This is a genomic window from Streptomyces sp. SCL15-4 (assembly GCF_033366695.1).
In the GTDB taxonomy this organism is placed as follows: domain Bacteria; phylum Actinomycetota; class Actinomycetes; order Streptomycetales; family Streptomycetaceae; genus Streptomyces.
Map to the genome: position 1 here is coordinate 2,169,614 of NZ_JAOBTQ010000001.1, position 22,709 is coordinate 2,192,322.

At 72.0% G+C, this 22,709-nt stretch carries 17 protein-coding genes; 14 read left to right on the forward strand and 3 right to left on the reverse strand.

Features of this window, described 5'->3' with window-relative positions:
* Nucleotides 1-166: 166 nt before the first annotated feature.
* The 3 genes from SCK26_RS09085 (at nt 167) to SCK26_RS09095 (ending at nt 3,464) form a co-directional block, all read left to right on the forward strand.
* Nucleotides 167-1,501, forward strand: a complete 1,335-nt coding sequence (locus SCK26_RS09085) for an ABC transporter substrate-binding protein (protein ID WP_318200767.1) — start codon at nt 167-169, stop codon at nt 1,499-1,501.
* Nucleotides 1,502-1,665: 164 nt separating this feature from the next.
* Nucleotides 1,666-2,625, forward strand: coding sequence for a sugar ABC transporter permease (locus SCK26_RS09090; protein ID WP_318200768.1), 960 nt, complete (start codon nt 1,666-1,668; stop codon nt 2,623-2,625).
* The gene (locus tag SCK26_RS09095; protein WP_318200769.1) at nt 2,622-3,464 is read left to right on the forward strand and encodes a carbohydrate ABC transporter permease; all 843 of its coding nucleotides are present in this window, start codon (nt 2,622-2,624) and stop codon (nt 3,462-3,464) included. Before SCK26_RS09090 ends, SCK26_RS09095 begins: the two co-directional genes overlap by 4 nt.
* Before the next feature lie 386 nt (nt 3,465-3,850).
* On the opposite strand, the gene SCK26_RS09100 is transcribed toward SCK26_RS09095, so the two are convergent.
* Together SCK26_RS09100 and SCK26_RS09105 are read right to left on the reverse strand one after the other, a co-directional pair.
* The gene (locus SCK26_RS09100) at nt 3,851-4,489 is read right to left on the reverse strand and encodes a hypothetical protein (RefSeq protein ID WP_318200770.1); all 639 of its coding nucleotides are present in this window, start codon (nt 4,487-4,489) and stop codon (nt 3,851-3,853) included.
* Entirely contained in the window at nt 4,486-5,241 is a 756-nt protein-coding gene (locus tag SCK26_RS09105) for a DUF2071 domain-containing protein (protein WP_318200771.1), read from the reverse strand. Before SCK26_RS09105 ends, SCK26_RS09100 begins: the two co-directional genes overlap by 4 nt.
* Nucleotides 5,242-5,485: 244 nt before the next feature.
* Between SCK26_RS09105 and SCK26_RS09110 the strand changes: the two genes are divergently transcribed.
* The 7 genes from SCK26_RS09110 to sbnA all read left to right on the forward strand — a co-directional run bounded on the left by SCK26_RS09110 (nt 5,486) and on the right by sbnA (nt 16,691).
* Nucleotides 5,486-6,685 (forward strand): hypothetical protein, encoded by a 1,200-nt coding sequence (locus SCK26_RS09110; protein ID WP_318200772.1) that lies wholly within the window; start codon nt 5,486-5,488, stop codon nt 6,683-6,685.
* Between the two features lie 10 nt (nt 6,686-6,695).
* A complete protein-coding gene (locus SCK26_RS09115) occupies nt 6,696-7,289 on the forward strand; it encodes a hemerythrin domain-containing protein (protein WP_318200773.1) in 594 nt (197 codons plus the stop codon).
* Nucleotides 7,290-7,656: 367 nt separating this feature from the next.
* Nucleotides 7,657-10,239, forward strand: coding sequence for a Pls/PosA family non-ribosomal peptide synthetase (locus SCK26_RS09120; protein ID WP_318200774.1), 2,583 nt, complete (start codon nt 7,657-7,659; stop codon nt 10,237-10,239).
* 13 nt (nt 10,240-10,252) lie between these two features.
* The gene (locus tag SCK26_RS09125) at nt 10,253-13,513 is read left to right on the forward strand and encodes an amino acid adenylation domain-containing protein (RefSeq protein WP_318200775.1); all 3,261 of its coding nucleotides are present in this window, start codon (nt 10,253-10,255) and stop codon (nt 13,511-13,513) included.
* Between the two features lie 43 nt (nt 13,514-13,556).
* On the forward strand, nt 13,557-14,561 hold the full coding sequence (locus SCK26_RS09130; RefSeq protein ID WP_318200776.1) for a TauD/TfdA family dioxygenase: 1,005 nt from the start codon (nt 13,557-13,559) through the stop codon (nt 14,559-14,561).
* Nucleotides 14,558-15,628, forward strand: coding sequence for a 2,3-diaminopropionate biosynthesis protein SbnB (sbnB, locus tag SCK26_RS09135; protein WP_318200777.1), 1,071 nt, complete (start codon nt 14,558-14,560; stop codon nt 15,626-15,628). The genes SCK26_RS09130 and sbnB overlap by 4 nt, the downstream gene beginning before the upstream one ends.
* Nucleotides 15,629-15,665: 37 nt before the next feature.
* On the forward strand, nt 15,666-16,691 hold the full coding sequence (gene sbnA / locus SCK26_RS09140; protein WP_318200778.1) for a 2,3-diaminopropionate biosynthesis protein SbnA: 1,026 nt from the start codon (nt 15,666-15,668) through the stop codon (nt 16,689-16,691).
* Between the two features lie 272 nt (nt 16,692-16,963).
* Here the strand turns inward: sbnA and SCK26_RS09145 are convergent, their stop codons facing one another.
* Nucleotides 16,964-17,542, reverse strand: coding sequence for a TetR/AcrR family transcriptional regulator (locus SCK26_RS09145; RefSeq protein WP_318200779.1), 579 nt, complete (start codon nt 17,540-17,542; stop codon nt 16,964-16,966).
* 270 nt (nt 17,543-17,812) lie between these two features.
* Between SCK26_RS09145 and SCK26_RS09150 the strand changes: the two genes are divergently transcribed.
* Genes SCK26_RS09150 through SCK26_RS09165 form a run of 4 tightly spaced genes read left to right on the forward strand, consistent with a single transcriptional unit; the run spans nt 17,813 to nt 22,641 of the window.
* Nucleotides 17,813-18,385: a (2Fe-2S)-binding protein gene (locus tag SCK26_RS09150; protein WP_318200780.1), complete on the forward strand. Its 573-nt coding sequence runs from the start codon at nt 17,813-17,815 to the stop codon at nt 18,383-18,385.
* Nucleotides 18,382-19,374, forward strand: coding sequence for a xanthine dehydrogenase family protein subunit M (locus SCK26_RS09155; RefSeq protein WP_318200781.1), 993 nt, complete (start codon nt 18,382-18,384; stop codon nt 19,372-19,374). Before SCK26_RS09150 ends, SCK26_RS09155 begins: the two co-directional genes overlap by 4 nt.
* On the forward strand, nt 19,371-21,506 hold the full coding sequence (locus tag SCK26_RS09160) for a xanthine dehydrogenase family protein molybdopterin-binding subunit (RefSeq protein WP_318200782.1): 2,136 nt from the start codon (nt 19,371-19,373) through the stop codon (nt 21,504-21,506). Before SCK26_RS09155 ends, SCK26_RS09160 begins: the two co-directional genes overlap by 4 nt.
* Nucleotides 21,499-22,641: an XdhC/CoxI family protein gene (locus SCK26_RS09165; RefSeq protein ID WP_318200783.1), complete on the forward strand. Its 1,143-nt coding sequence runs from the start codon at nt 21,499-21,501 to the stop codon at nt 22,639-22,641. Before SCK26_RS09160 ends, SCK26_RS09165 begins: the two co-directional genes overlap by 8 nt.
* Nucleotides 22,642-22,709: the final 68 nt, after the last annotated feature.

The following is a 22,709-nucleotide window of genomic DNA, read 5'->3' on the forward strand; positions in this document are numbered from 1 at the left end:
CGTAACGAGGCGAAACGGAATCCGCATGTCACAGGATCATGACGCACCTGACGGTAACGATTGCGCATCACGGTGGAAATTGAAGCTTTACCGGTTCACCAGCGGCTGACATAGTGCCGACATCCCACTCGCAGAGCTGAGCCGCAATCCTGGAGGAGCTGGGCACATGGGGAAGAACACGACGTTCACGGGGCGTCGGTGGCGCGGCGGGCTGCTGGCCGCCGCGGTGCTGACCGTCGCGGGATGCAGCGGCGGAGGCACGGTCTCCGGTGAGACGGCGAAGGCACCGGCCGACCCGGCCGACGCCTCGGGCACGATCAAGGTCCTCACCCACCGCACCGACCTCGTGCAGAACGGGACGATGGCCCGGTACGCCGAGGAGTTCAACAAGGTCTACCCCGAGGTGAAGGTGAAGTTCGAGGCCCTCACCGACTACGAGGGGGAGGTCAAGATCCGGATGAACACCGACGACTACGGTGACGTCCTGATGATCCCGGCCGCCGTGGCCAAGAACGACTACCCGAAGTTCTTCGCCCCGCTGGGCACCGCCGCCGAACTCGGCGGCACCTACCGGTTCAGCGACAAGACCGAGGTGGGCGGCAAGGTCTACGGGATCGCGCAGTTCGGCACGGCCAACGGCTTCGTCTACAACAAGGCCGTCTGGAAGAAGGCCGGCGTCACCGCCTGGCCGACCACCCCGCGGGAGTTCCTCGCCGACCTGAAGGTCGTCAAGGCGAAGACGGACGCCCTGCCGTACTACACGAACTTCAAGGACGGCTGGCCGCTGACCGCCTGGAGCAACAGCATCGGGTCCGTCACCTGCGACGCCAAGGCCAACGACAAGCTCGCCGGCGCCGTCTCGCCGTGGCGCGAGGGCAGCGAGCTGAACGTGATCGACTCCCTGCTCTACGACGTCGTCAAGGGCGGCCTGTCGGAGAAGGATCCCAACACCACCAACTGGGAAGCCTCCAAGGGCATGATCGCGCAGGGCAAGGTCGCCACCATGCAGCTCGGCTCCTGGGCCATCACCCAGATGCGCGACGCGGCCGAGAAGGCCGGCGCCGACCCGGACGACATCGGCTTCATGCCGTTCCCCGTGCAGAAGGACGGCAAGTACTGCGCCGTCCTCGCCTCCGACTACCAGCAGGCCGTCAACGCGCACTCCTCGCACAAGGCGGCGGCGCGGGCCTGGATCGACTGGTTCACGCAGAAGTCGGGCTACTCGGCCAAGGAGGGCGCCGTCCCCGCCCTGAAGTCCGCTCCCATGCCCGGCACGTTGAAGGATTTCGTTGACAACGATGTCAGCTTCCAGGAGCGCTCCGAGGTGAAGACCGGCGAGGTCAACGCGATCGACAACGCGGCCGAGATCGGTCTGAACAAGCCCGACTACCGCCAGAAGCTGATCGACCTGGCCCGCGGCGCGCAGCACGGCAGCCTCGACGACTTCTTCGCGGACCTGGACAAGCGGTGGAACGAGGCGGCGCGGACCGCCGGTTCCTGACCGGTGCCGGACCGGACCGGCCGTCTGGGGCCGGTGCCGGTCCCGACCCGCCGGTTCCCGGCCGGCGCCGGACCCGACCGATTCGACCGGACGCCGCCGCCGGCCCCGTCCGCACCGGACGGGGCCCGCCGCCGCCGTATCACCCGCGCAGACGGAAGGCCGAGATGACCGAGACGACCCACACGGCACCCGCCAAGGTGCCCCGCGCCGCTGCATCGCCCGGCACGGCACCCGCCCCCGACGGCAGCCGCCGGGGCGGGCGCGTGCTGCGCCGGCTGACCCCCTGGCTGTTCCTGGCCGTTCCCCTGGCCCTGCTGGTCACGTTCACGTACGTGCCGGTCGGGAACATGATCTATTACAGCTTCACCGACTGGGACGGCGTCAGCCCCGACCGCCACTTCACCGGCGTCGACAACTACGAGCAGATCTTCACCCGGCCCGAGCTGTTCCGGGTGTTCTTCGTCAGCTTCTACTACCTCGCCGCCTCGGCCGTGCAGATCGTGATCGCCCTGTACTTCGCGACCGTGCTCAGCTTCGACCTGCGGTTCCGCAACCTGTTCAAGGGGATCCTGTTCTTCCCCTACCTGATCAACGGCGTGGCCATCGGCTTCGTCTTCCTGTACTTCTTCCAGGACGGCGGCACGCTCGACTCGGTGCTGTCCTGGTTCGGCGCCGGCTCCGACCACGCCTGGCTCGGCGATCCCGAGTCGGCCAACACCTCCCTGGCCGGAGTGTCCGTCTGGCGGTTCACCGGACTGAACTTCGTGCTGTTCCTCGGCGCGATCCAGTCGATCCCGGCGGAGCTGTACGAGGCCGCCCAGCTCGACGGGGCCTCGCGCTGGCAGCAGTTCCGGCACATCATCGCCCCGAGCATCCGGCCGGTGCTCAGCCTGAGCGTCATCCTGGCGGTCTCCGGCTCGCTGTCGGTGTTCGAGATCCCCTACATCATGACCGGCGGCGCGACCGGCACGACGACGTTCGTCATCCAGACGGTCAAGCTCGCCTTCCAGTTCAACAAGACGGGTCTGGCCTCGGCGGCGGCCGTCGTCCTGCTCCTGATCATCCTGCTGATCACCTGGATCCAGCGCCGCCTCGTGCCCGACGAGAAGGTGGACCTCGTATGACCTCGCCCCTGCCCGCCCGCCGCCGGATCGGCCCCGCGCTGACCTACCTGTCGCTGATCGTCGCCTCGCTGGTCGTGCTGGTGCCGCTCGTCGTCGTCTTCCTGACCTCCCTGAAGACCTCCGAGGAGGTGGCGGACGGCGGTGCGCTGTCGCTGCCGGACGACTGGCTGAACTTCGGCAACTACGTGACGGCGTTCAACGACGGCAAGATGCTGTCCGCCTTCGTCAACACCACCGTCATCCTGCTGTTCTCCATCACCGGCACGGTGCTCATCGGGTCGATGACCGCGTACGCCATCGACCGCTTCCGCTTCCGGGCGAAGAAGCCGGTCATGGCGCTGTTCCTGATCGCCACCCTGGTGCCCGGGGTCACCACCCAGGTGGCGACCTTCCAAGTGGTCAACAGCTTCGGGCTGTTCAACACCATCTGGGCGCCGATCCTGCTGTACATGGGCACGGACATCGTGTCGATCTACATCTTCCTGCAGTTCATCCGCGGCATCCCGGTGTCGCTGGACGAGGCCGCGCGGCTCGACGGGGCCAACTCCCTCACCATCTACTGGAAGATCATCCTGCCCCTGCTGAAGCCGGCGATCGCCACGGTGGTCATCATCAAGGGAATCACCGTGTACAACGACTTCTACATCCCGTTCCTCTACATGCCGTCCGAGGACCTCGGCACCATCTCCACCGCGCTGTTCCGCTTCAAGGGCCCGTTCGGCGCGCACTGGGAGAACATCTCGGCCGGAACGATCCTCGTGATCGTGCCGACCCTCGTCGTCTTCCTCTTCCTCCAGCGCTACATCTACAACGGCTTCGCCCAGGGCGCGACGAAGTGACCCGCGGGGCCCCGCCGCGCCGCCGCGGCGGGGCCGGCCGGCTGCCTCGCCGGCCTCTTCCGGGCGAAGGCGCCTCCGGGGACGCGGACGAGATCGACGGCCGGCAGGGTCGGTGCGGCGGGCGTGGGCCGCTCCCCCGGGGTCCGCGGCCTGCTCGGCGGGGCCGGAGCAGGCCGGGCCGGCCCGCCCGTCGTCGTCCGGAGCCCCGCATCGGTGTTCGGCCCGAAGCCCCGCTCGAAGCACCGCGTGCACCAGCGGCCAGGCCGCCCACCACGGTGAAGCCGGGCACCGCGCGCCACCGCCGTCCCGCGCCCGCGCTCCCGTCCGGCGTGCCGTCCACGGTGCCTCCCTCAGCGGGCTGTACCGGATGCTCCGGCCGGCGCTCCTCACCCCGCTCCCAGCTCCACCGTCGTCGTGACGCGGGTGAGCGACGGCCGCCTCGGCACCGAGCCGAAGCCGAAGCGGACGGGCGGTTCGACCGGTGCCAGGCCGCCGAGGTCGGTGCCGGCGAAGGACCCGCAGAGCGCGCGGACCGTGCGCAGGTCCCGTGCGCCGTACCACTCGCGGCGGCCCGCCCGGGCGCTGCCCCGGGTGCGGACGCCGGGCAGCAGCAGGCGGGCCGGGACGTCGGTGAGCGCGCTCCACGCCGGACGGCGGGCGAGCGGGCCGGGCACGGCCCGCAGCAGCAGGCCCAGAGGCGGTCGCGGCCCGGTGACGAAGCACAGCCGGAGCGGGCCCGCGCCGACGGTCCAGGTGCCGTCCGCGATGCCGACCCGCACCGGTACGACGCGGACGGTGTCGAAGACGTAGGTGCCGCCGATGAAGGCCGCCGTCTGCGGCGTCGGCGTCAGCAGCAGGCGTTCGCCGTCCGGGAGTTCCAGCATCACGTCGCTGAACGCGCCGAACGGCGACCGCTGCCAGTGGCCGAGCACGGCACGGGTGCCGCGGGAGGTGCCCAGGCCCGCGATCCAGCCCTCGAAGCGCACCGTCCGGCGGCGCGCGGCCGGCCGGCGGACCCGGCTCATCCGCGGCCTCCCACGGTGCCGGCCGGCCCGGTCCCAGGACGTCGGCGGGCGGGCACCGAGGCGCCCATCCACACCTGCCCGACTCCGTCCGAGAAGTGCACGACGGGCTCGCCGGCGGGCGCCGGCGGGCCCGCGCCGGCGGTCAGCGTCTCCCGGAGTTCCTCGACGGTGGCGGTGGCCAGCGGCCAGGGTTCGTGTGCCACGGGTGTCTCCCACAGCAGACCGAGCCGGCGGGTGTACGCCCGCCGGCGCGAGGTCAGCCGGACGTCCCGCTCGGCGGGCCGCTCGATCGGGTCACCGGAGCGGACGGCCAGCCGGCAGGAGGCGTGGCCCGGCCGCCTGCGGCCGGTGTAGCGGACGGTCTTTCCGCCCCGGGTGACCTGGAGCGCGCCGCGGTGGAACGGCGCGCCGATCGCCCGCGCCGCCGGGATGACCGGGCAGGCGACCTCCAGGGAGAGGAACCACAGCCCGTCCCGGCCGTTCGGGTGCCGGACGTAGGTCCTCAGGCCGGTCTCCGCGAAGGTGGGGAGCCCGGGCACCCGGGCCGGTACGCCGGCCGGGCGGACGTCCGCCATCACGAAAGGGGTGAGGCCGCCCCAGGCGCTGCCGTCGTACTCCTCCACCACCAGAGGCTTCGGAACCAGTGCCCGCACCGCCTGTGCCGGGTGGGCCCAGTGGACGGACGTCTGTGTCAGCCGGCCGGCCCACGGCACCGGCAGCCGCACCCGCCGCTCCGCCGTGTACGCCACCACGGGCGCCGGGTCCCCCCGCCCGGACGGCCGGAAACGCGCGGGCCGGGCGCGGGCGCGGCAGGCCGGGTCACACAGCGAACAGCCCAGGGCACCGCACGAACGGAGGAAGCCTCCGGCCGTCCGGGCGTGGGCGGTGGCCGGGGCGGTCGCCCGGCTGAAACATGAACCCGGTGCCCTGACGTCCGCCCACGGTGCGGCGACGGGGGCACCCCACCGCCCCCGAATCGTCACAGGAGTGGCCTCCATGACCTTCAATCCCCTGGAGCAGCGGGGCATCCCGCTGGACCGTCAGGTGCGCAACTGGCGTGAACTCAACGTCCAGCCGATCGACCCCGACCGCTGTGACCCGTACACCCGCTGCCGCATCATCACCATGAACGGCATCGAGGTGGAGGCGATCCTCTTCAGCCATCAGCTCGCCCGCAACACGGCCGACCCGGAGGTGAAGCGGCAGCTGGCCCGGACCCGCTACATCGAGGCCCAGCAGCAGAAGGTGGTCAACTGGCTGCTGCCCGGCGTCTCCTCGGTGCTGGAGACGACCATCGCCTACGAGCAGGTGGCGGTGGACCTCACGGCGTGGGTGGCGCGGATGGAGCCGGACCCGTATCTGCGGCAGGCGTACGAGTTCGGGGTCCTGGAGGACTTCGACCACCTGTACCGGTACGCGAACCTGTACGAGATGATCGAGCACCGCAAGGCGGAGTCGATCGTCGACAACCTCACCGAGGTCATGCCGGGCCGGCCCACCAAGTTCCACCACCGCGACCCGTACGACAACGTCCGCGACCCCTACGACAAGACGGTCGCGAGCCCGCTGTCGAAGCTGCACGCGCTGACGATCATGTCCGCGGAGCAGCAGACCATGAACTTCTACATGAACACCGGCCCCACCTACATGGAGCCGATCGCGCGGCAGCTGTACCAGGAGATCGGGCTGATCGAGGAGGAGCACGTCACCCACTACGAGTCCCTGGTGGACCCGGGCGAGACCTGGTGGGAGCAGCTGGTCAACCACGAGTACAACGAGTGCTACCTCTACTACTCCTTCATGGAGCAGGAGAGCGACCCCAAGGTCAAGGCGGTCTGGGAACTGCACCTGAACATGGAGCTGGAGCACCTGCACACGGCCTGCGACCTGATGCGCAGCTACGACGGCCGGGAGCCGCAGGAGGTCCTCGCACCGGAGCTGCCGAACGTGCTGACCTTCGAGCCGAACAAGCAGTACCTGCGGAATCTGCTGGACACCCAGATGGACCTGACCACGCTGGGCGCGGGCTATGTGCGCGAGGCGCACGAGCGGTTCGAGAAGATGCAGGAGCGGATCCACGGCGGCGAGGAGCCGCCGAGCGAGCGGGTCATGGCGGAGCACGACGCGATGTTCGGCCGCGAGTACCGCGTCCAGTCCGAGGGCGAGCACCCCGACCCCCGTATGCGTGAGAAGTGAGGGAGCCGACATGTCCGAGCTGCACACTCCGCAGGCCGGTGACGACGGGGCCAAGGACACGGACGTGGTGGCGCTGCTGATGCGCCAGCACGGTGACATCCGCAATCTCTTCGACGAGGTGGAGGCCGCGACCGGGGACGAGCGGCGCGACGCGTTCCGGCGGCTGGTGCGGCTGCTGGCCGTGCACGAGACCGCCGAGGAGGAGGTCGTCCATCCCTTCGTGCGGCACGGGGTGCCCGGCGGCGAGCAGGTCGTCCGGGACCGGCTCGCGGAGGAACGGGCCGCCAAGGAGGAGCTGGCCGCGCTGGACGAGACGGACACCGACGATCCGGAGTTCCTGCCGCGGCTGATGCGGCTGCGCACGGACGTCCAGGAGCACGCGCGGGCCGAGGAACGCTACGAGTTCACGCACATCCGGCGCAGCACCGACGTCACCAACCTCGCCGCCATGGCCAAGGCCGTCAAGGCCGCCGAGGCCATGGCGCCCACGCATCCGCACCCGGGTGTGGAGTCCGCGGCGAAGAACATGGCGCTCGGGCCGGTGGCCGCGCTGATGGACCGCACCAAGGACATGGTGCGCAGGAGCATGGGCAAGGACGGCTGACCGCCGCCCGCCCGGGCGGGCGAGCCGGGGCCGGTCCCGTCGGGGACCGGCCCCGGCCGTCTTTTTCCGCCGCCGTTTACCGCCGCTGATTCCGGGCGTCGATTCCGGCCGTCGATTCCGGCCGATGTTTCCCCCGCCGCCGTTTCCGGCCGTCGTTGCTGCGTCCGGAGGCCCGCCGATCGGGTGAACCGTGGGACGGCACCGGTGCGGGAAACCGGAGTGTGCGGTGCCGGGGCCGCTTTTCCCGCGGGCACGGCGGTCTCGTTGAGTGGCAGGGTGCCGTCCGGCTCGCCAGACTGAGAACGGCGGTTCGTGATCGAAAAAGATCCGGACGGCACAGGCGATCCACACGTCCTCAGGAGATCGAATGGTGGAGCAGTCCTCCGAGGTTCCGATATCCGGGCCGGACGAACCCGCCGTCACCATGAGCGACAAGGGGCCGGCCAGGGCGGAGACCGAGAGGAAATTCGCGGCGGCACTGGCGGAACTCGTGGAGGCCGACCACATTCCGGCCGACAGCCACTTCTTCACCGATCTGGGTGCCAATTCCCTGGTCATGGCCCAGTTCTGCGCCCGATTGCGCAAAATACCGGACCTGCCCTCGCCCTCCATACGGGACATCTACCGGCACCCCACGATCCGCGGCCTGGCCGAGGCCCTGGTACCGGCCTCCCCCAACGGCGACACCCCGGCGGACCCCGCGCCCGCGCCCGCTGTGACGCCGGCGCCGGCCCCGGTGACCCGGGTGAACCCGCTCCACCACCACGTGTGCGGCGCGTTCCAGCTGCTGGTCTTCCTGGTCTACTCCCTCTTTTACGGATACATAGCCGCCGGCGGATACGAGTGGATCTCCGAGGGTTCCGGTCCGGGCGGTGTCTACTTGCGTTCGCTGCTGTTCGGAAGCGTCGCGTTCCTCACGCTGTGCGCCTTTCCCGTCCTCGCGAAATGGGTGCTCGTCGGCCGGTGGAAACCGGGCGAGTTTCCCGTCTGGGGACTGGCGTACGTGCGTTTCTGGCTGGTGAAGGTGCTGCTGCACGCGAATCCGATGGTGTTCCTCGTCGGCACCCCGCTGTATGTGCTGTATCTGCGGGCGCTCGGCGCGCGGATCGGAAAAGGCGTCACGATTCTCTCCCGCTCGGTCCCGGTCTGCACCGACCTGCTGACGATCGGCGCCGGGACGGTGATCCGCAAGGACTCCTTCTTCCTGTGCTACCGGGCGTACGCCGGCCGTATCCAGACCGGCCGGGTCACGCTCGGCCGGAACGCGTTCGTCGGCGAGAAGACCGTCCTGGACATCGACACCTCGCTGGGCGACGACGCCCAGCTCGGGCACTCCTCCGCGCTGCACCGCGGCCAGGCGGTCCCGGACGGCGAGCGCTGGCACGGCTCCCCGGCCGAGCCCACCGAGGTGGACCACGTACGGGTCCCGCCGGCCCGGTGCGGCACCGCGCGCCGGGCCTGTTACGGCACCCTCACGCTGCTGCAACTGCTGTTCGTCTACCTCCCGATCGCCCTCGGCGGCGTGTACATGGTGTTCACCGGGCTGCCGGCGATCGGCAAGCGGCTCGATCCGCAGACGGCCTCGCTGAGCCGGCCCGAGCTGATACCCGACGCGCTGGCCGTCTCGCTCGTGGTGTTCTTCGGCTTCGTCGGCGCGGGGCTGGCCGCCCTGTACACGGTGCCGCGGCTGCTGCGCGTGCTGGTGCGGCCCGACCGGGTCTATCCGCTGTACGGGCTGCAGTACACGCTGCACCGCACGGCGGCCCGCATCACCAACATCAAGTTCTTCACCTGGCTGTTCGGCGACAGCTCGTACATCGTGTACTACCTCCGCCGGCTCGGCTACGACCTGTCGCGCGTCGAGCAGACCGGGTCCAACTTCGGCACCGAGGTGCAGCACGAGACGCCGTTCCTGGTGACCGTCGGCACCGGGACGATGGTGGCCGACGGGCTGTCGCTGGCGAACGCGGAGTACTCCAGCACGTCCTTCCGGCTGTCCCGGGCGGCGATCGGGCCGCGCAACTTCCTGGGCAACAACATCGCCTATCCGGCGGGCGGCCGGACCGGGGAGAACTGCCTGCTGGCGACCAAGGTGCTGGTACCGCTCGACGGCGAGATACGCACCAACGTCGGGCTGCTCGGCTCGCCGTGCTTCGAGATCCCCCGCTCGGTGGAGCGCGACGCCCGGTTCGACCACCTGCGCACGGGCGAGGAACTGCGCCGCCACCTGTCCGCGAAGAACCGCTACAACCTGCTGTCCATGGCGTGGATGCTGTTCGCGCGCTGGCTGCACGTCTTCCTGCTGACGCTGTTCGCCCTGGTCTCCGTGGAGCTGTACGGCGTGGTCGGCCACGTGGTGATCGCGCTGTACCTGGCGCTGACGCTGCTGCTGTCCACCGCGTACTACGTCCTGGTGGAGCGCTGCATGACCGCGTTCCGCCCGCTGCGCCCGCAGCTGTGCTCCATCTATGACCGGAACTTCTGGCTGCACGAGCGCCTGTGGAAGGTCCCGGTGCAGTACCTGAACGTCTTCAACGGCACCCCGTTCAAGGCCCTGGTGTGGCGGCTGCTGGGAGTGCGGATGGGCAAGCGGGTGTTCGACGACGGCTGCTTCATCACCGAACGGACCCTCGCCGCGATCGGCGACGAGTGCACCCTCAACGCCGGCAGCAAGATCCAGTGCCACTCGCAGGAGGACGGCACCTTCAAGTCCGACGGCATCACGCTCGGCGCCCGCTGCACGCTGGGCGTCGCCGCGCATGTGCACTACGGCGTGACCATGGGCGACGGCGCGGTGCTGGCGCCCGACTCCTTCCTGATGAAGGGCGAGGAGATCCCTCCGGGCGCGCGGTGGGGCGGCAATCCGGCCGTGGACATGCCGGAGACCGGCGGCGGCCCCTCCGCCCCGGCCCCGAAGACGACCGGCGCCGCCACGGCCGCCACCAGGTGAGGAAGGTCATCCCATGGAAACGCGCGTGGAAGCCGGCCGGGAGTACTGGAGCCGGGTGCTGACCGCCGGTGGCGCGACCACCGTGCCGCGCTGGGCCCCGGAGCCGGTGCCGCGGTGGCGGGAGCGGGAGACCGCGGTCCCCGAGGACGTGACGGCCGCGGTGCGCGCCCTGGTGCGGCGCTCGGGGCTCCCGCTGAGCGCGGTGCTGCTGGCGGCGCACGCCAAGGTGCTGGCCGCGCTGTCCGGCGAGCCGGAGGTGGTGACCGGGTACACCGCCGGAGTGCGCGGTGAGCCGCTGCCGTGCCGGCTGACCGTCCCGCCGGGGTCCTGGCGGGCCCTGGTGTCGGCCGCCGAGCGCGCCGAGGCGGAGGTGCTCGCCCACCGCGAGTTCCCGGTCGCCGCGTTGCGCCGCGAACTGGGCCTGGCCGGGCCGCCGTACGAGGTGGTGTTCGGGCCCCTGGGCGCCGACGGGACGCACACCGGTGAGGGCGTGCTGCACATCCGCTGGTACGACCGGGGCGGATGCCTGGTGCTGCGGCTGCGGCACCGCGCCGACGTGCTGGACTCCGCCGCCGCCGCCCGCGTCGGCGGCTACCACTTGACGGCCCTCGGGCTGCTGGCGACCGCACCGGACACCGATCACGGCCGGCAGAGCCTGCTGTCGGCCGAGGAGGTGCGCGAACAGCTTCAGGGGCTGGCGGGACCGCACCGGGAGCTGCCGGACGCCCGCGCGCACGAGGTGTTCGAGCGGCGGGCGCGGGAGCATCCGGAGCGGGTGGCCGCCGTGCACGGCGAGCGCGCGTGGACGTACGGAGAGCTGAACGCGCGCGCCAACCGGCTGGCGCACGCGCTGCTGGCGCGCGGAGTGGGCCCGGAGGACGTGGTCGCCGTCGTCACCGAGCGCGATCTCGACTGGCTGGCGGCGACGCTGGCGGTGTTCAAGGCGGGCGGCGTCTACCTGCCCGTCGAACCGAACTTCCCGGCCGGCCGGATCGCGGCCATGCTGACCCGCGCGGACTGCCGGCTGGTGCTCACCGGCTCCGGCGGCAGCCGCACCCTGGACGAGGCGCTGGCCGCCGTACCGGGGACCGCGAAACTGCCGGTGGAGACGGCGTACGCGCAAGCGCCCGCCGACACCGACCCCGGGCTCGCGATCGAGGCCGGCCGACTGGCGTACATCTACTTCACCTCCGGCTCCACGGGGGAGCCGAAGGGGGCGATGTGCGAGCACGCGGGCCTGCTCAACCACCTCTACGCCAAGATCGACGACCTGGGGATCGGCGAGGGCTCGGTGGTGGCGCAGACCGCCCCGCAGTGCTTCGACATCTCGCTGTGGCAACTGCTGTCCGCGCTGCTGACCGGCGGGCGGACGCTGCTGGTCGGCCAGGACGTGATCGTGGACGTGGAGCGGTTCGTGGACACGCTGGTCCGCGGCCGGGTCGCCGTGGCCCAGGTCGTGCCCTCCTATCTGGAGGTGGTGTGCGCGTACCTGGAGCAGCATCCGCGCGCGCTGCCGGACCTGCGGTGCGTGTCGGTGACCGGGGAGGCGCTGAAGCGGGAGCTGGTGCAGCGCTGGTTCGCGCTCCAGCCGGGAATCCGGCTGCTGAACGCCTACGGGCTGACCGAGACCTCGGACGACACCAACCACGAGGTGCTGGACGGCGTGCCGGAGCGGGTGCTGCTGGGCCGCGCGGTCGGCAACGTCCGCGTGTACGTCGTGGACGAGCACCTGGCGCTGGTGCCGCTGGGCGCCCCGGGGCTGATCGCGTTCTCCGGCGTCTGTGTGGGCCGTGGGTACGTGAACGATCCCGAGCGGACCCGGGAGGCGTACCGGACGGACCCGTACCGGCCCGGTGAGCGGCTGTACCTGGGCGGCGACCTGGGCCGCTGGCATCCCGGCGGCAGGCTGGAGTTCCTCGGCCGCCGGGACAACCAGGTGAAGATCCGCGGCTTCCGCATCGAGATCGGCGAGATCGAGAACACGCTGCTGCGGGTGGACGGGGTGCGCGACGGCGCGGTGGTCGTCGCGGAGCGGGGCGGCGGGAACAAGCACCTGATCGCCTTCCACACCGGGCGGCGGATCCCGGACGGGACGCTGCGCGAGGCGGTCGCGGCGGCGCTGCCCGCCTATATGGTCCCCTCGGCCTTCCACTGGCGGAAGAGCCTTCCGCTGACCGCCAACGGCAAGATCGACCGCAAGGCGCTGACCGCGCTGGCGGAGCGGACGGAGCCGGCCGCGCCGCCGGACCGCGCCGCCCGGAGCGCGGACGCGCTCAGCCCCGCCGAGCGGCGGCTGGCGGCGGTGTGGGCGCGGCTGCTGGGCGTGCCCGAGGAGCGGATCGGCCGTGCGGACCACTTCTTCGATTCAGGTGGCACCTCCTTGACGGCCGTGAAGCTCAGCGTCGCGCTGGACCGCGCGGTCTCGCTGAAGGACATCACCCGCCATCCGGTCCTCGCCGACCTCGCCGCCCTCCTCGACGGCGCCGGCCGGTCCCGCCCGGAGCTGCTGCAACCGCTGTCGGAGGCGGACGGCACGCTCGACGGCGCGCTGGTGTGCTTCCCGTACGCGGGCGGCAACGCGGTCAACTTCCGCCCGATGGCGGCGGCGCTGGCCGGCGGCGGCCCGGCGGTCCTCGCCGTCGACCTGCCCGGGCACGACCTCGCGGACCGGCGCGAGCCGTTCGCGCCGATCGCGGACGTGGCCGAACGGGTCGCCGCCGAGATCACCGCGCGCGGCCTGACCCGGGTCATGCTCTGGGGGCACTCCTCGGGCGCCGCCCCGGCCCTGGAGACGGCCCGCCGGCTCCAGGAGCGGGGCGTGCGGGTGACCCGGGTGTTCCTCGGCGCGCAGCTGCTCGGCACCGCCGCCGAGCGCGGCGCCGCCGTCGCCGAGCTGAGCCGCCGCGGCGACGCGGAGATCGCGGCACGGCTGGCCGCGGACAGCGGCTACACCGAACTCGCCGAGCTGGACGAGCGGCACGCCGAGCACATCGGCGCCGCCTACCGGCACGACTGTCTGGCGGCGCACCGCTATCTGCTGGCCGCCCTCGCCTCCCCGCCGCCGGTCCGGCTGTCCGCGCCGGTGACGGTGGTCGTGGCCGCCGACGACCCGCACACGGCCGGCTACGCGCGGCGGCACCGGGACTGGCGACTGCTGGCCGACCACGTCGAGCTGCACGAGCTGCCCGACGGCGGCCACTACTTCCCGCGCACGCGCCCGGCCGGGGCGGCGCGGGCCGTCCTGACCGCGGCCGTGCCCCTGGCCTCCACCTGAGGTCCCGTCCTCCACCCGACGGGCGACCGGAAAGGAAACCGAGATGCCGTCCTCATCCCTGGCAGCACCGCTCGACGTGGAGCTGCGGCCGGACCGACCGGCGATGCTGCGCGTCGCCGCGCCGGACGACGCCGCGCGCTGGGCGGCCGAGCACCGCGAGGCGCTGCGCGCGCGGGTCGCCGAGCACGGGGCGCTGCTCGTGCGCGGCCTCGGCCTGACGGATGCCGAGCACGTCGGTGCCGTCTTCTCCCGGCTGGCGGGCGAGCCGATGGCGGAGACGGAGGCGTTCGCCCCGCGCGAGACCGTCGGCCCGGGGCTGTACTCCTCCACGCCGTGGCCGGCCAACCAGCCGATGTGCATGCACCACGAGCTGAGCTACCGGCTGCGGGTGCCCGGCCTCGTGCTCTTCGCGTGCCTGACCCCGCCCGCGACGGGCGGGGCCACCGCGGTGGCCGACGCCGAGGAGGTCCTCCGTGCCCTGCCCGCCGACCTGACGCGGCGCTTCGAGCAGGACGGCTGGCTGCTGACCCGCAGCTACAACGAGGAGATCGGGGCGTCCCTGGCGGAGTCCTTCGGCACCGACGACCGCGCCGCGATCGAGGACTACTGCCGGGCCAACGCCATCGAGACCACCTGGCTCGGCGACGGCTCGCTGCGCACCCGGCAGCGCCGCGCCGCCGTCGTCCGCCACCCGCTGACGGGCCGCCGCTGCTGGTTCAACCAGATCGCCTTCCTCAACGAGTGGACCCTCGCCCCGGAGGTGCGCGAGTACCTGGTGGACGAGTACGGCCCGGAGGGTCTGCCGTTCAACACGTGCCACGGCGACGGCAGCCCGATCGGCGAGGACGTCGTCGAGTGCCTGAACGCGACGTACGAGGCACACACCCGGCGCGAGCCCTGGCAGGCCGGTGACCTGCTGCTGGTGGACAACATCCGTACCGCGCACAGCAGGGAGCCGTTCACCGGAGAGCGGCGGGTCCTGGTCGGCATGGCCGAGCCGCGGCACCTGGCCGACGGCTCCTTCACCCCGGAGGCGAGCGGACGATGACCGATGTACTGCCCCACACCGCCCGCGCGGCCGACTCCGGCCCGCCGGCCGTGCCGACCTTCGCCGTGATCCCCGGTGAGCAGGTGAAGAAGGCCCTGGAAGGGGCCGAGAGACAGGTCGTGGAGCTGGTGGAGGCCACCTACCGGCTGCACGGCGACGGGGAGTCGGTGAACCCGCCGTCGTACTTCCTGCGCTTCCCGGACCGTCCGACGTCCCGGATCATCGCGCTGCCCGCGTCCATCGGCGGGTCCGTCCGCGTGGACGGGCTGAAGTGGATCTCCAGCTTCCCGGAGAACGTGGACTCCGGGCTGCCGCGGGCCTCGGCGGTGCTCATCCTCAACGACCACGACACCGGCTATCCGTTCGCCTGTCTGGAAAGCTCCATCATCAGCGCGACCAGGACCGCCGCGTCCGCCGCGCTGGCCGCCGACCGGCTCAGCCGCGAGCGGCCCCGGCCCACCCGGGTCGGGTTCTGCGGCACCGGCCTGATCGCCCGGTACATCCACACCTTCCTGGCCCGCACCGGCTGGACCTTCGAGGCGATCGGCGTGCACGACGTGTCCGCCGCCAGCACCGAGGGCTTCTGCGGCTATCTGCGGCAGACCGGGGCCGGTGAACCGGTCACCGTCCACGACAGCGCGGAGGGCCTGATCCGCTCCAGCGACCTGGTGGTCTTCGCCACCGTGGCCGGCCGGCCGCACGTCACGACCCCGGCCTGGTTCGACCACAACCCGCTGGTCCTGCACATCTCGCTGCGCGACCTCGCCCCGGAGGTCCTGCTCGCCTCGGCCAACTTCGTGGACGACGTGGAGCACTGCCTGAAGGCGGACACCTCCCCGCACCTGGCCGAGCAGCGCACCGGCAACCGCGACTTCCTCAACGGCACCCTCCACGACGTGATGCTGGGCCGGGCCGCGCCGCCGCAGGACCAGCCGGTGATCTTCTCCCCCTTCGGCCTCGGCGTGCTCGACCTGGCCGTCGGCAAGTACGTCTACGACCAGGTCGCCCGGGCGGGCGCACTCCGCCTCGTCGACGACTTCTTCCACGACCTGCGCCGGTACGGCTGAGGCCGTTTCCCGCAGCCCTGGCAACAGGAGGCCTGCTGTGCCCGTGATCACCGCTCCCCACGCGTTCAACGAAGGGAGCCTCTTCGTCGATCTGGAGTCGATATTCGGATGCCGCCTCTACCTCAAGTGCGAGGGCTTCAATTTCGCCGGCTCCATCAAACTCAAGGCCGCGAACGAGATGGTGGAGAGCGCCGAGCGGGAGGGGACGCTGACGCCGGACTCCGTCCTCGTCGAGTCCTCGTCCGGCAACCTCGGCGTCGCCCTCAGCATGATCGCCGCGAGCAAGGGCTACCGGTTCCTGTGTGTGACGGACTCGCGGTGCAATCTGTCGACCAAGCTGCTGATGGAGGCTCTCGGCAGTCATGTGCACGTGGTGACCGACCTGGACGGCAACGGCGGTTTCCTGGGCACCCGGCTGGAGTACGTCCGTTCGCTGTGCGCGTCCGACGACCGGTACGTGTGGCTGAGCCAGTACACCAACGCGGGCAACTGGCGGGCGCACTACCGCACCACCGCGCCGGAGATCGCCGGCCACTTCCCGGGCCTGGACGTGCTGTTCGTCGGCACGGGAACCGCCGGCACGCTGATGGGGTGCGCGCGCTACTTCCGCGAGTGGCACCGGCCGGTGCGGATCGTCGCCGTGGACAGCATGGGGTCGGTGGCCTTCGGCGGCCCGCCCGGCCGCCGGATGATCCCGGGCCTGGGCATGAGCATGCGCCCGCCGCTGCTGGACGAGTCCTACGTGGACGAGGTGATCCGGGTGGAGGAGGCGGACACCATCCGCACCTGCCACCGGCTGGCCCGGCGGGGCTTCCTGTTCGGCGGCTCCACGGGGACGGTGGTCAGCGCCGCGACGGAGTGGCTGGCCCGGCAGGACGCCCGGAAGCTGACCGCGGTGGCCATCGCCCCCGACCTCGGCGAGCGCTATCTGGACACCGTGTACCAGACCAACTGGCTCCAGGACCTGTACGGCGACCAGCTGCTGGACTCGGCCGGGCTGGAGCCCCCGCCCTGGGACGACGACCCGGCCCCCCGCGCACCGGGCCGGCGCCACAGCCCCTAGTACTGCGACGGTGCTTGCGGTGACTGGTGGCCGGGTCGGTCGTCGGTGTGGCTGTAAGCGGGGACCGCGGGAGAACGGCTGGACGCCGGCGGAGGAAACCGGCCGACGCGGGCCCGGACCGCGTGCACCGGATGCCGATCCGGATCGAGGGGGACGCCGCGCCTCGCCGACGGGAGCGGGGAAGCGGCATTCCCCTGCCGTAGGGGTCCGGTCCGGGTCGTGCCGGGGGCGGCCGCAGGAGTGGCGGCGCGGGTTCAGGGGCAGCCCGGCGCTCAGCCCGGGGGAGCCCCCGTACGCAGTCCGTCCATGACCAGGTCGAGGAGCCGGGCGGCGCGGGGCCGCCAGTCCTCGCGCGGGTCGAGCTGCCACAGGCCGGCGATGGCGAGGAGGAAGTCGTCCGCGGTGACGCCGGGCCGTACGGTGCCGGCTTCCTCGTTGGCACGGAGCAGGAGTTCCGCTGCCCGGGCCACCGGCGTCGGGGACGGCTTCGCGGGGCCGCCCGGTGCGCTGGTGACCTGCCGGATCGCGTCGGCCAGTCCGGCCTTCGTCATGGCGAACTCGGACAGCCGGTCCATCCAGGCGCGCAGGGCCTCGTCGGGTGCCCGGCTGCCGAGCAGCTGCTCGGCGCTGTCCGCGACCTGCTGCATCTCGTGGCGGTAGATCTCGAGAACGAGCGATTCGCGATTGGGGAAGTTGCGGTAGAAGGTGCCCTGTCCGACACCGGCCTTCTTGGCGATCGCGCTGAGCGGGGCGTCCGCGCAGCGCGACAGCTCGACGAGAGCCACTTCCAGGATGCGCTCGCGGTTGCGCTGCGCGTCGGAGCGCCGGGGTGAGTCCTGCTGCTGAGGCACTCGTCCTCCTCAAGGGGCGTGGCAAAAGCTCGCCCTTGCTAAGCGGACAGCTGTCCGTTAAGTTTCCACGTAGCGGACAGCTGTCCGGTCACGTCCACCATAGCGGCGGACGCGGTCCTGAGGCAGCCGCCGGCTGCACTGTTCGGCCCCAGCACCCCGCACCTTCGCTTCGCCCCGTGCGGCTCCGGCCCGCACGACGGAGATCCCCGGGCCGCCCCGACCTTCCCGGCTGCCGCCCCATCTGCCCTGGAAATGCGAAAGAAGCAGCTCATGGCCTCATCGACGTCCAGTGTCATCACTTTGAAGATCAACGGCGAGAAGCACACACTGCCCGTCGATCACCGCACCACCCTGCTCGACGCACTGCGCGAACGACTCGACCTGACCGGCACCAAAAAGGGCTGTGACCAGGGTCAGTGCGGGGCCTGCACGGTCCTGCTGGACGGACGCCGGGCCGTCGCCTGCCTGCAACTCGCCGTGGCGGCCGAGGGCCGGGAGATCACCACCATCGAAGGTGTGGCCGACGGCGAACGGTTGCACCCCGTCCAGCAGGCCTTCCTCGATCTGGACGGCTTCCAGTGCGGCTACTGCACCCCGGGCCAGATCTGCTCGGCGATCGGGGTGATCGAGGAACACGCGGCGGGCTGGCCGAGCGCCGCCACCGAAGACGTCCGCCCCGAAGCGGGACCACCGGCCCTCACCGCCGACGAGATCCGCGAGCGGATGAGCGGGAACCTGTGCCGCTGCGGCGCGTACGTCTCGATCGTCGAAGCGGTGGCCCGCGCGGCGGCAGGCCGGACGCAGGGGCAGCTCATGACGGATGCGAAGGAGACCGTGGCATGAGGGAGTTCGACTACCAGCGGGCGCACGACGTCGCCGGCGCCGTCGCACTGCTCGACGCCGATCCGGACACCCGTTACCTGGGCGGCGGCACCAACCTGGTCGACCTCATGAAGACCGGGGTCGAGCGGCCGGCACGGCTCGTCGACATCCGCGAGCTGCCGCTCGACCGGATCGAGACGACGCCCGAGGGCGGGCTGCGGATCGGCGCCACCGTCACCAACGGCGACCTGGCCGCCCACCCCGAGGTCCGGCGCCGCTACCCGGCGCTCGCCCAGGCGGTGCTGGCCGGCGCGTCGGGACAGCTGCGCAACATGGCCACGGTCGGCGGGAACCTGCTGCAGCGCACCCGCTGCGGCTACTTCACCGACATCACCCAGCCCTGCAACAAGCGGGTGCCCGGCAGCGGTTGCCCCGCCATCGAGGGCGAACACCACAACCACGCGATCCTGGGCGCGACCGAGCACTGCGTGGCCGTGCACCCCTCGGACATGGCCGTGGCACTGACCGCCTTCGACGCCGTCGTCCACTTCGAAACGGCCGACGGCCCCGGAGAGACGCCGCTCGCCGACTTCTACCTGCCCGTCGGGGACGCCCCGCACCGGGAGACCGCCCTGCCGCCGGGCGCGCTGATCACCGGCATCACGCTGCCGTCCGCCCCGGTCGCCGCCACCTCCCGCTACCGCAAGGTGCGCGAGCGCGCCTCCTACGCCTTCGCCATCGGCTCCCTCGCCGCCGCGCTCGACATCCGCGACGGCGTCGTCCGGGAGGCGCGCCTGGCCTTCGGAGCCGTGGCGTCCCGCCCCTGGCGGGCCCACGCCGCCGAGCGGATCCTGACCGGCGCACCGGCCGGCGCCGAGACCTACGCCGCCGCGGCGGACGCCGAACTGGCGGCGGCACGGCCGCTGCCCCACAACGGCTACAAGGTGGACCTCGTCCGCAACCTCACGGTGGCCGTCCTGACCGAACTCGCCGAGGAGGCCGCCCGATGACCACCGTCACCACCGGAACATCCGCGCGGACGGCTTCCGTCGGCACCGGCCACACCCGTGTCGAGGGCCGCGACAAGGTCACCGGCGCCGCCCGCTACTCGGCGGAGGTGCCCTTCGCCGACCTCGCCCACGGCTGGCTGGTGCTGTCCACGGTCGCCCGCGGCCGCATCCTCGGCCTCGACACCGAACCCGTCCTCGCCATGCCGGGCGTCCTCGCCGTACTCGACCACCGCAACGCCCCCCACCTCGACACCGAATACACCGGTCTGCTGGGCAAGCCCGACCCGACCTGCGCCGTCTTCCAGCACGACCGGGTGCCGCACCGGGGCTGGCCGGTGGCGCTGGTCGTCGCGGAGACGTCCGAGCAGGCGAGGGAGGCCGCCGAAGCACTCGTCGTGCACTACGAACAGGAGCCGCACGAGACCGAGTTCGCGGGCGAGCACCCGGACGCCTACCCACTGGACGGCCATATGCCGGGCGTGACGGAGAAGGGCGACCTCGACGCCCAGCTGGCGTCCTCGGCCTTCGTGGTGGACGCGGAATACACCACCCCCGAAGAGCACCACAATCCGATGGAACCCCATGCGGCGACCGCCCGCTGGGACGGCGGACGACTCGAGGTGATCGACTCCAACCAGGGTGTCACCTGGGTCGTCGGCGAACTCGCGAGCCTCTTCTCACTCGACCCGGCCTCCGTGCGCGTACGCTCCGAACACGTCGGCGGCGGCTTCGGCAGCAAGGGGGTCCGTGCCCACCAGGTGGCCGCGGTGATGGCCGCGACCATGCTCCAACGGCCCGTCCGGGTGGTCCTGACCCGGCGCCAGATGTTCTCGCTGGCCGGCTACCGCAGTCCCACCACCCAGCGGGTCCGGCTCGGCGCCGACCCCGACGGACGCCTGCGCGCACTGGAGCACCGCTCCCTCAGCCGCACCTCCACCGTGTACGAGTTCGTCGAACCGAGCGCCGGGGTGGCGCGGGTGATGTACGACGCCGACGCCCACCACACCGCCAACCGCGTCGTACGGCTCGACGTGCCGTCCCCGACCTACATGCGCGCCCCGGGTGAGGCACCCGGATCGTTCGCGCTGGAGGCGGCGCTCGACGAACTCGCCGAGAAGTGCGGGATCGACCCGATCGAGCTGCGTCTGCGCAACGAACCCGACAAGGGACCGGTGTCCGGCCTGCCGTTCGCGGGCCGCGATCTGGCCGCCTGCTTCCGGGAAGGGGCCCGCAGGTTCGGTTGGGCGGACCGGGACAGGCGCCCCGGACTGCGCCGGGAGGGCCGCTGGCTGCTCGGCACCGGCACGGCGGCGGCCTCCTTCCCGGCGGGAGCCGCTCCCTCCACCGCGACCGCGACCGCGCACCCGGACGGCACCTTCACCGTCCGGATCTCCGCCGCCGACATCGGCACCGGGGCCCGTACCGCGCTCTCCCTCGTCGCCGCGGACGCCCTCCAGGTGCGGCCCGAGCACGTCCGGGTGCGCATCGGCGACAGCGACTTCGGACCGGCGATGATCGCCGGTGGCTCCATGGGCACCCGCTCCTGGTCCTGGGCCGTCAAGGAGGCGGCCGGCGAACTCCGCGAACGGCTGGCCCTCGGCGCCGACATCCCGCCGGAGGGTCTCACGGTGCGATCGGACACCACGGAGGCCATCGGAGCCCTCGCCCCCGCCGAACGACATTCCTTCGGAGCACAGTTCGCCGAGGTCGCCGTGGACGTCACCACCGGCGAGGTGCGGGTGCGGCGCATGCTCGGCATCTTCGCGGCGGGCCGGATCGTCAACCCGCTCACCGCGCGCAACCAGTTCCTGGGTGGCATGATCTGGGGCATCTCCATGGCCCTGCACGAGGAGGCGGTCCGGGACCGCGCCTCCGGCGGACACGTCGGCGCCGACCTCGCGGGTTATCACGTGGCCACCCACGCCGACGTGCCCCGCATCGAGGCCGACTGGATCGACGACACCGACGACGACGACCCGGTCGGGATCAAGGGCATCGGTGAGATCGGCGTCGTCGGCGCCGCGGCCGCCGTGGCCAACGCGGTCTGGCACGCGACCGGCGTACGCCACCGCAGCCTGCCCATCCGGCCCGACCGCATCCTGTCGGCCGCCGCGGGGGCCCGGGATGCTTGATCTGGCAGCGGAACTGCGCCACTGGACCGAGGAGGGCCGGGAGTTCGCCGTCGCCACGGTGGTGGCCGTGGGCGGCAGCGCCCCGCGCGGTCCCGGTGCCGCCCTCGCCGTCGACCGCGCGGGCACCGCCATCGGTTCGGTCTCCGGCGGCTGCGTCGAGGGCGCGGTGTACGACCTGTGCGGCGAGGCGCTCCGGACCGGCGAGAGCGTCCTCCAGCGGTTCGGCTACAGCGACGAGGACGCCTTCGCCGTGGGGCTGACCTGCGGCGGGACGGTCGACGTGCTGGTCACACCGGTGGGCGCCGAGGCGCCCGTCCGAGCGGTCCTCGGCGCGGCGCTGTCGGCCGCCGCCCGGGACGAACCGGCAGCCCTGGTCCGGGTCGTCCGCGGCCCCGCCGAACTGCTCGGACACGCCCTGCTGGTCCGGTCCGACGGCACGTCCCAGGGCGGTCTCGGCGGCCACCCGGAACTGGACCGGACCGCGACGGCCGAAGCCCGGGCGCTGCTGGAGGCGGGCCGCACCGGCACGGTGGAGCTCTCGGCGGACGGTTCGCACTGCCCCGGCGGGCTGACGCTGCTGGTCGAGTCGAACGTGCCGCCCCCGCGCATGATCGTCTTCGGTGCGGTCGACTTCGCCGCGGCGCTGGCCCGGGCCGGCAAGTTCCTCGGCTACCACGTGACCGTCTGCGACGCCCGCCCCGTCTTCGCCACCCGCGCCCGCTTCCCGGACGCCGATGAGGTCGTCGTCGACTGGCCGCACCGCTACCTTCGGCGTACCGTGACCGACGCCCGTACCGTCCTGTGCGTGCTCACCCACGACGCGAAGTTCGACGTACCGCTGCTGAAGGTGGCCCTCCGGATGCCGGCCGCGTACGTGGGTGCGATGGGCTCCCGCCGCACCCACGACGACCGCGAGCGGCGGCTGCGGTCGGAGGGCCTGACCGAACGCGAGCTGGCCCGGCTCCGCTCACCGATCGGCCTCGACCTCGGCGCCCGCACACCGGAGGAGACCGCCTTGTCGATCGTCGCGGAGATCGTCGCCGCCAGACGGGGCGGCACGGGCGTCCCCCTGACCGGCGGGAGAACACCGATCCACCACGAACTCGGTGGAGGGGGAAGCCCGGCGGTCGCCTGAACGTCCGCGGGGCGAGCAGGCAGGAACTCCGGCAGCCAGGACCTGATCTTCGAGCCTGCTCTTCGCTG

What these genes read in the sequence shown, in the direction of transcription:
- SCK26_RS09085 (WP_318200767.1), top strand. Translation starts at nt 167, where the DNA reads ATGGGGAAGAACACGACGTTCACGGGGCGTCGGTGGCGCGGCGGGCTG.
- SCK26_RS09090 (WP_318200768.1), top strand. Translation starts at nt 1,666, where the DNA reads ATGACCGAGACGACCCACACGGCACCCGCCAAGGTGCCCCGCGCCGCT.
- SCK26_RS09095 (WP_318200769.1), top strand. Translation starts at nt 2,622, where the DNA reads ATGACCTCGCCCCTGCCCGCCCGCCGCCGGATCGGCCCCGCGCTGACC.
- SCK26_RS09100 (WP_318200770.1), bottom strand. Translation starts at nt 4,489, where the DNA reads ATGAGCCGGGTCCGCCGGCCGGCCGCGCGCCGCCGGACGGTGCGCTTC.
- SCK26_RS09110 (WP_318200772.1), top strand. Translation starts at nt 5,486, where the DNA reads ATGACCTTCAATCCCCTGGAGCAGCGGGGCATCCCGCTGGACCGTCAG.
- SCK26_RS09115 (WP_318200773.1), top strand. Translation starts at nt 6,696, where the DNA reads ATGTCCGAGCTGCACACTCCGCAGGCCGGTGACGACGGGGCCAAGGAC.
- SCK26_RS09120 (WP_318200774.1), top strand. Translation starts at nt 7,657, where the DNA reads ATGGTGGAGCAGTCCTCCGAGGTTCCGATATCCGGGCCGGACGAACCC.
- SCK26_RS09125 (WP_318200775.1), top strand. Translation starts at nt 10,253, where the DNA reads ATGGAAACGCGCGTGGAAGCCGGCCGGGAGTACTGGAGCCGGGTGCTG.
- SCK26_RS09130 (WP_318200776.1), top strand. Translation starts at nt 13,557, where the DNA reads ATGCCGTCCTCATCCCTGGCAGCACCGCTCGACGTGGAGCTGCGGCCG.
- sbnB (WP_318200777.1), top strand. Translation starts at nt 14,558, where the DNA reads ATGACCGATGTACTGCCCCACACCGCCCGCGCGGCCGACTCCGGCCCG.
- SCK26_RS09150 (WP_318200780.1), top strand. Translation starts at nt 17,813, where the DNA reads ATGGCCTCATCGACGTCCAGTGTCATCACTTTGAAGATCAACGGCGAG.
- SCK26_RS09155 (WP_318200781.1), top strand. Translation starts at nt 18,382, where the DNA reads ATGAGGGAGTTCGACTACCAGCGGGCGCACGACGTCGCCGGCGCCGTC.
- SCK26_RS09160 (WP_318200782.1), top strand. Translation starts at nt 19,371, where the DNA reads ATGACCACCGTCACCACCGGAACATCCGCGCGGACGGCTTCCGTCGGC.
- SCK26_RS09165 (WP_318200783.1), top strand. Translation starts at nt 21,499, where the DNA reads ATGCTTGATCTGGCAGCGGAACTGCGCCACTGGACCGAGGAGGGCCGG.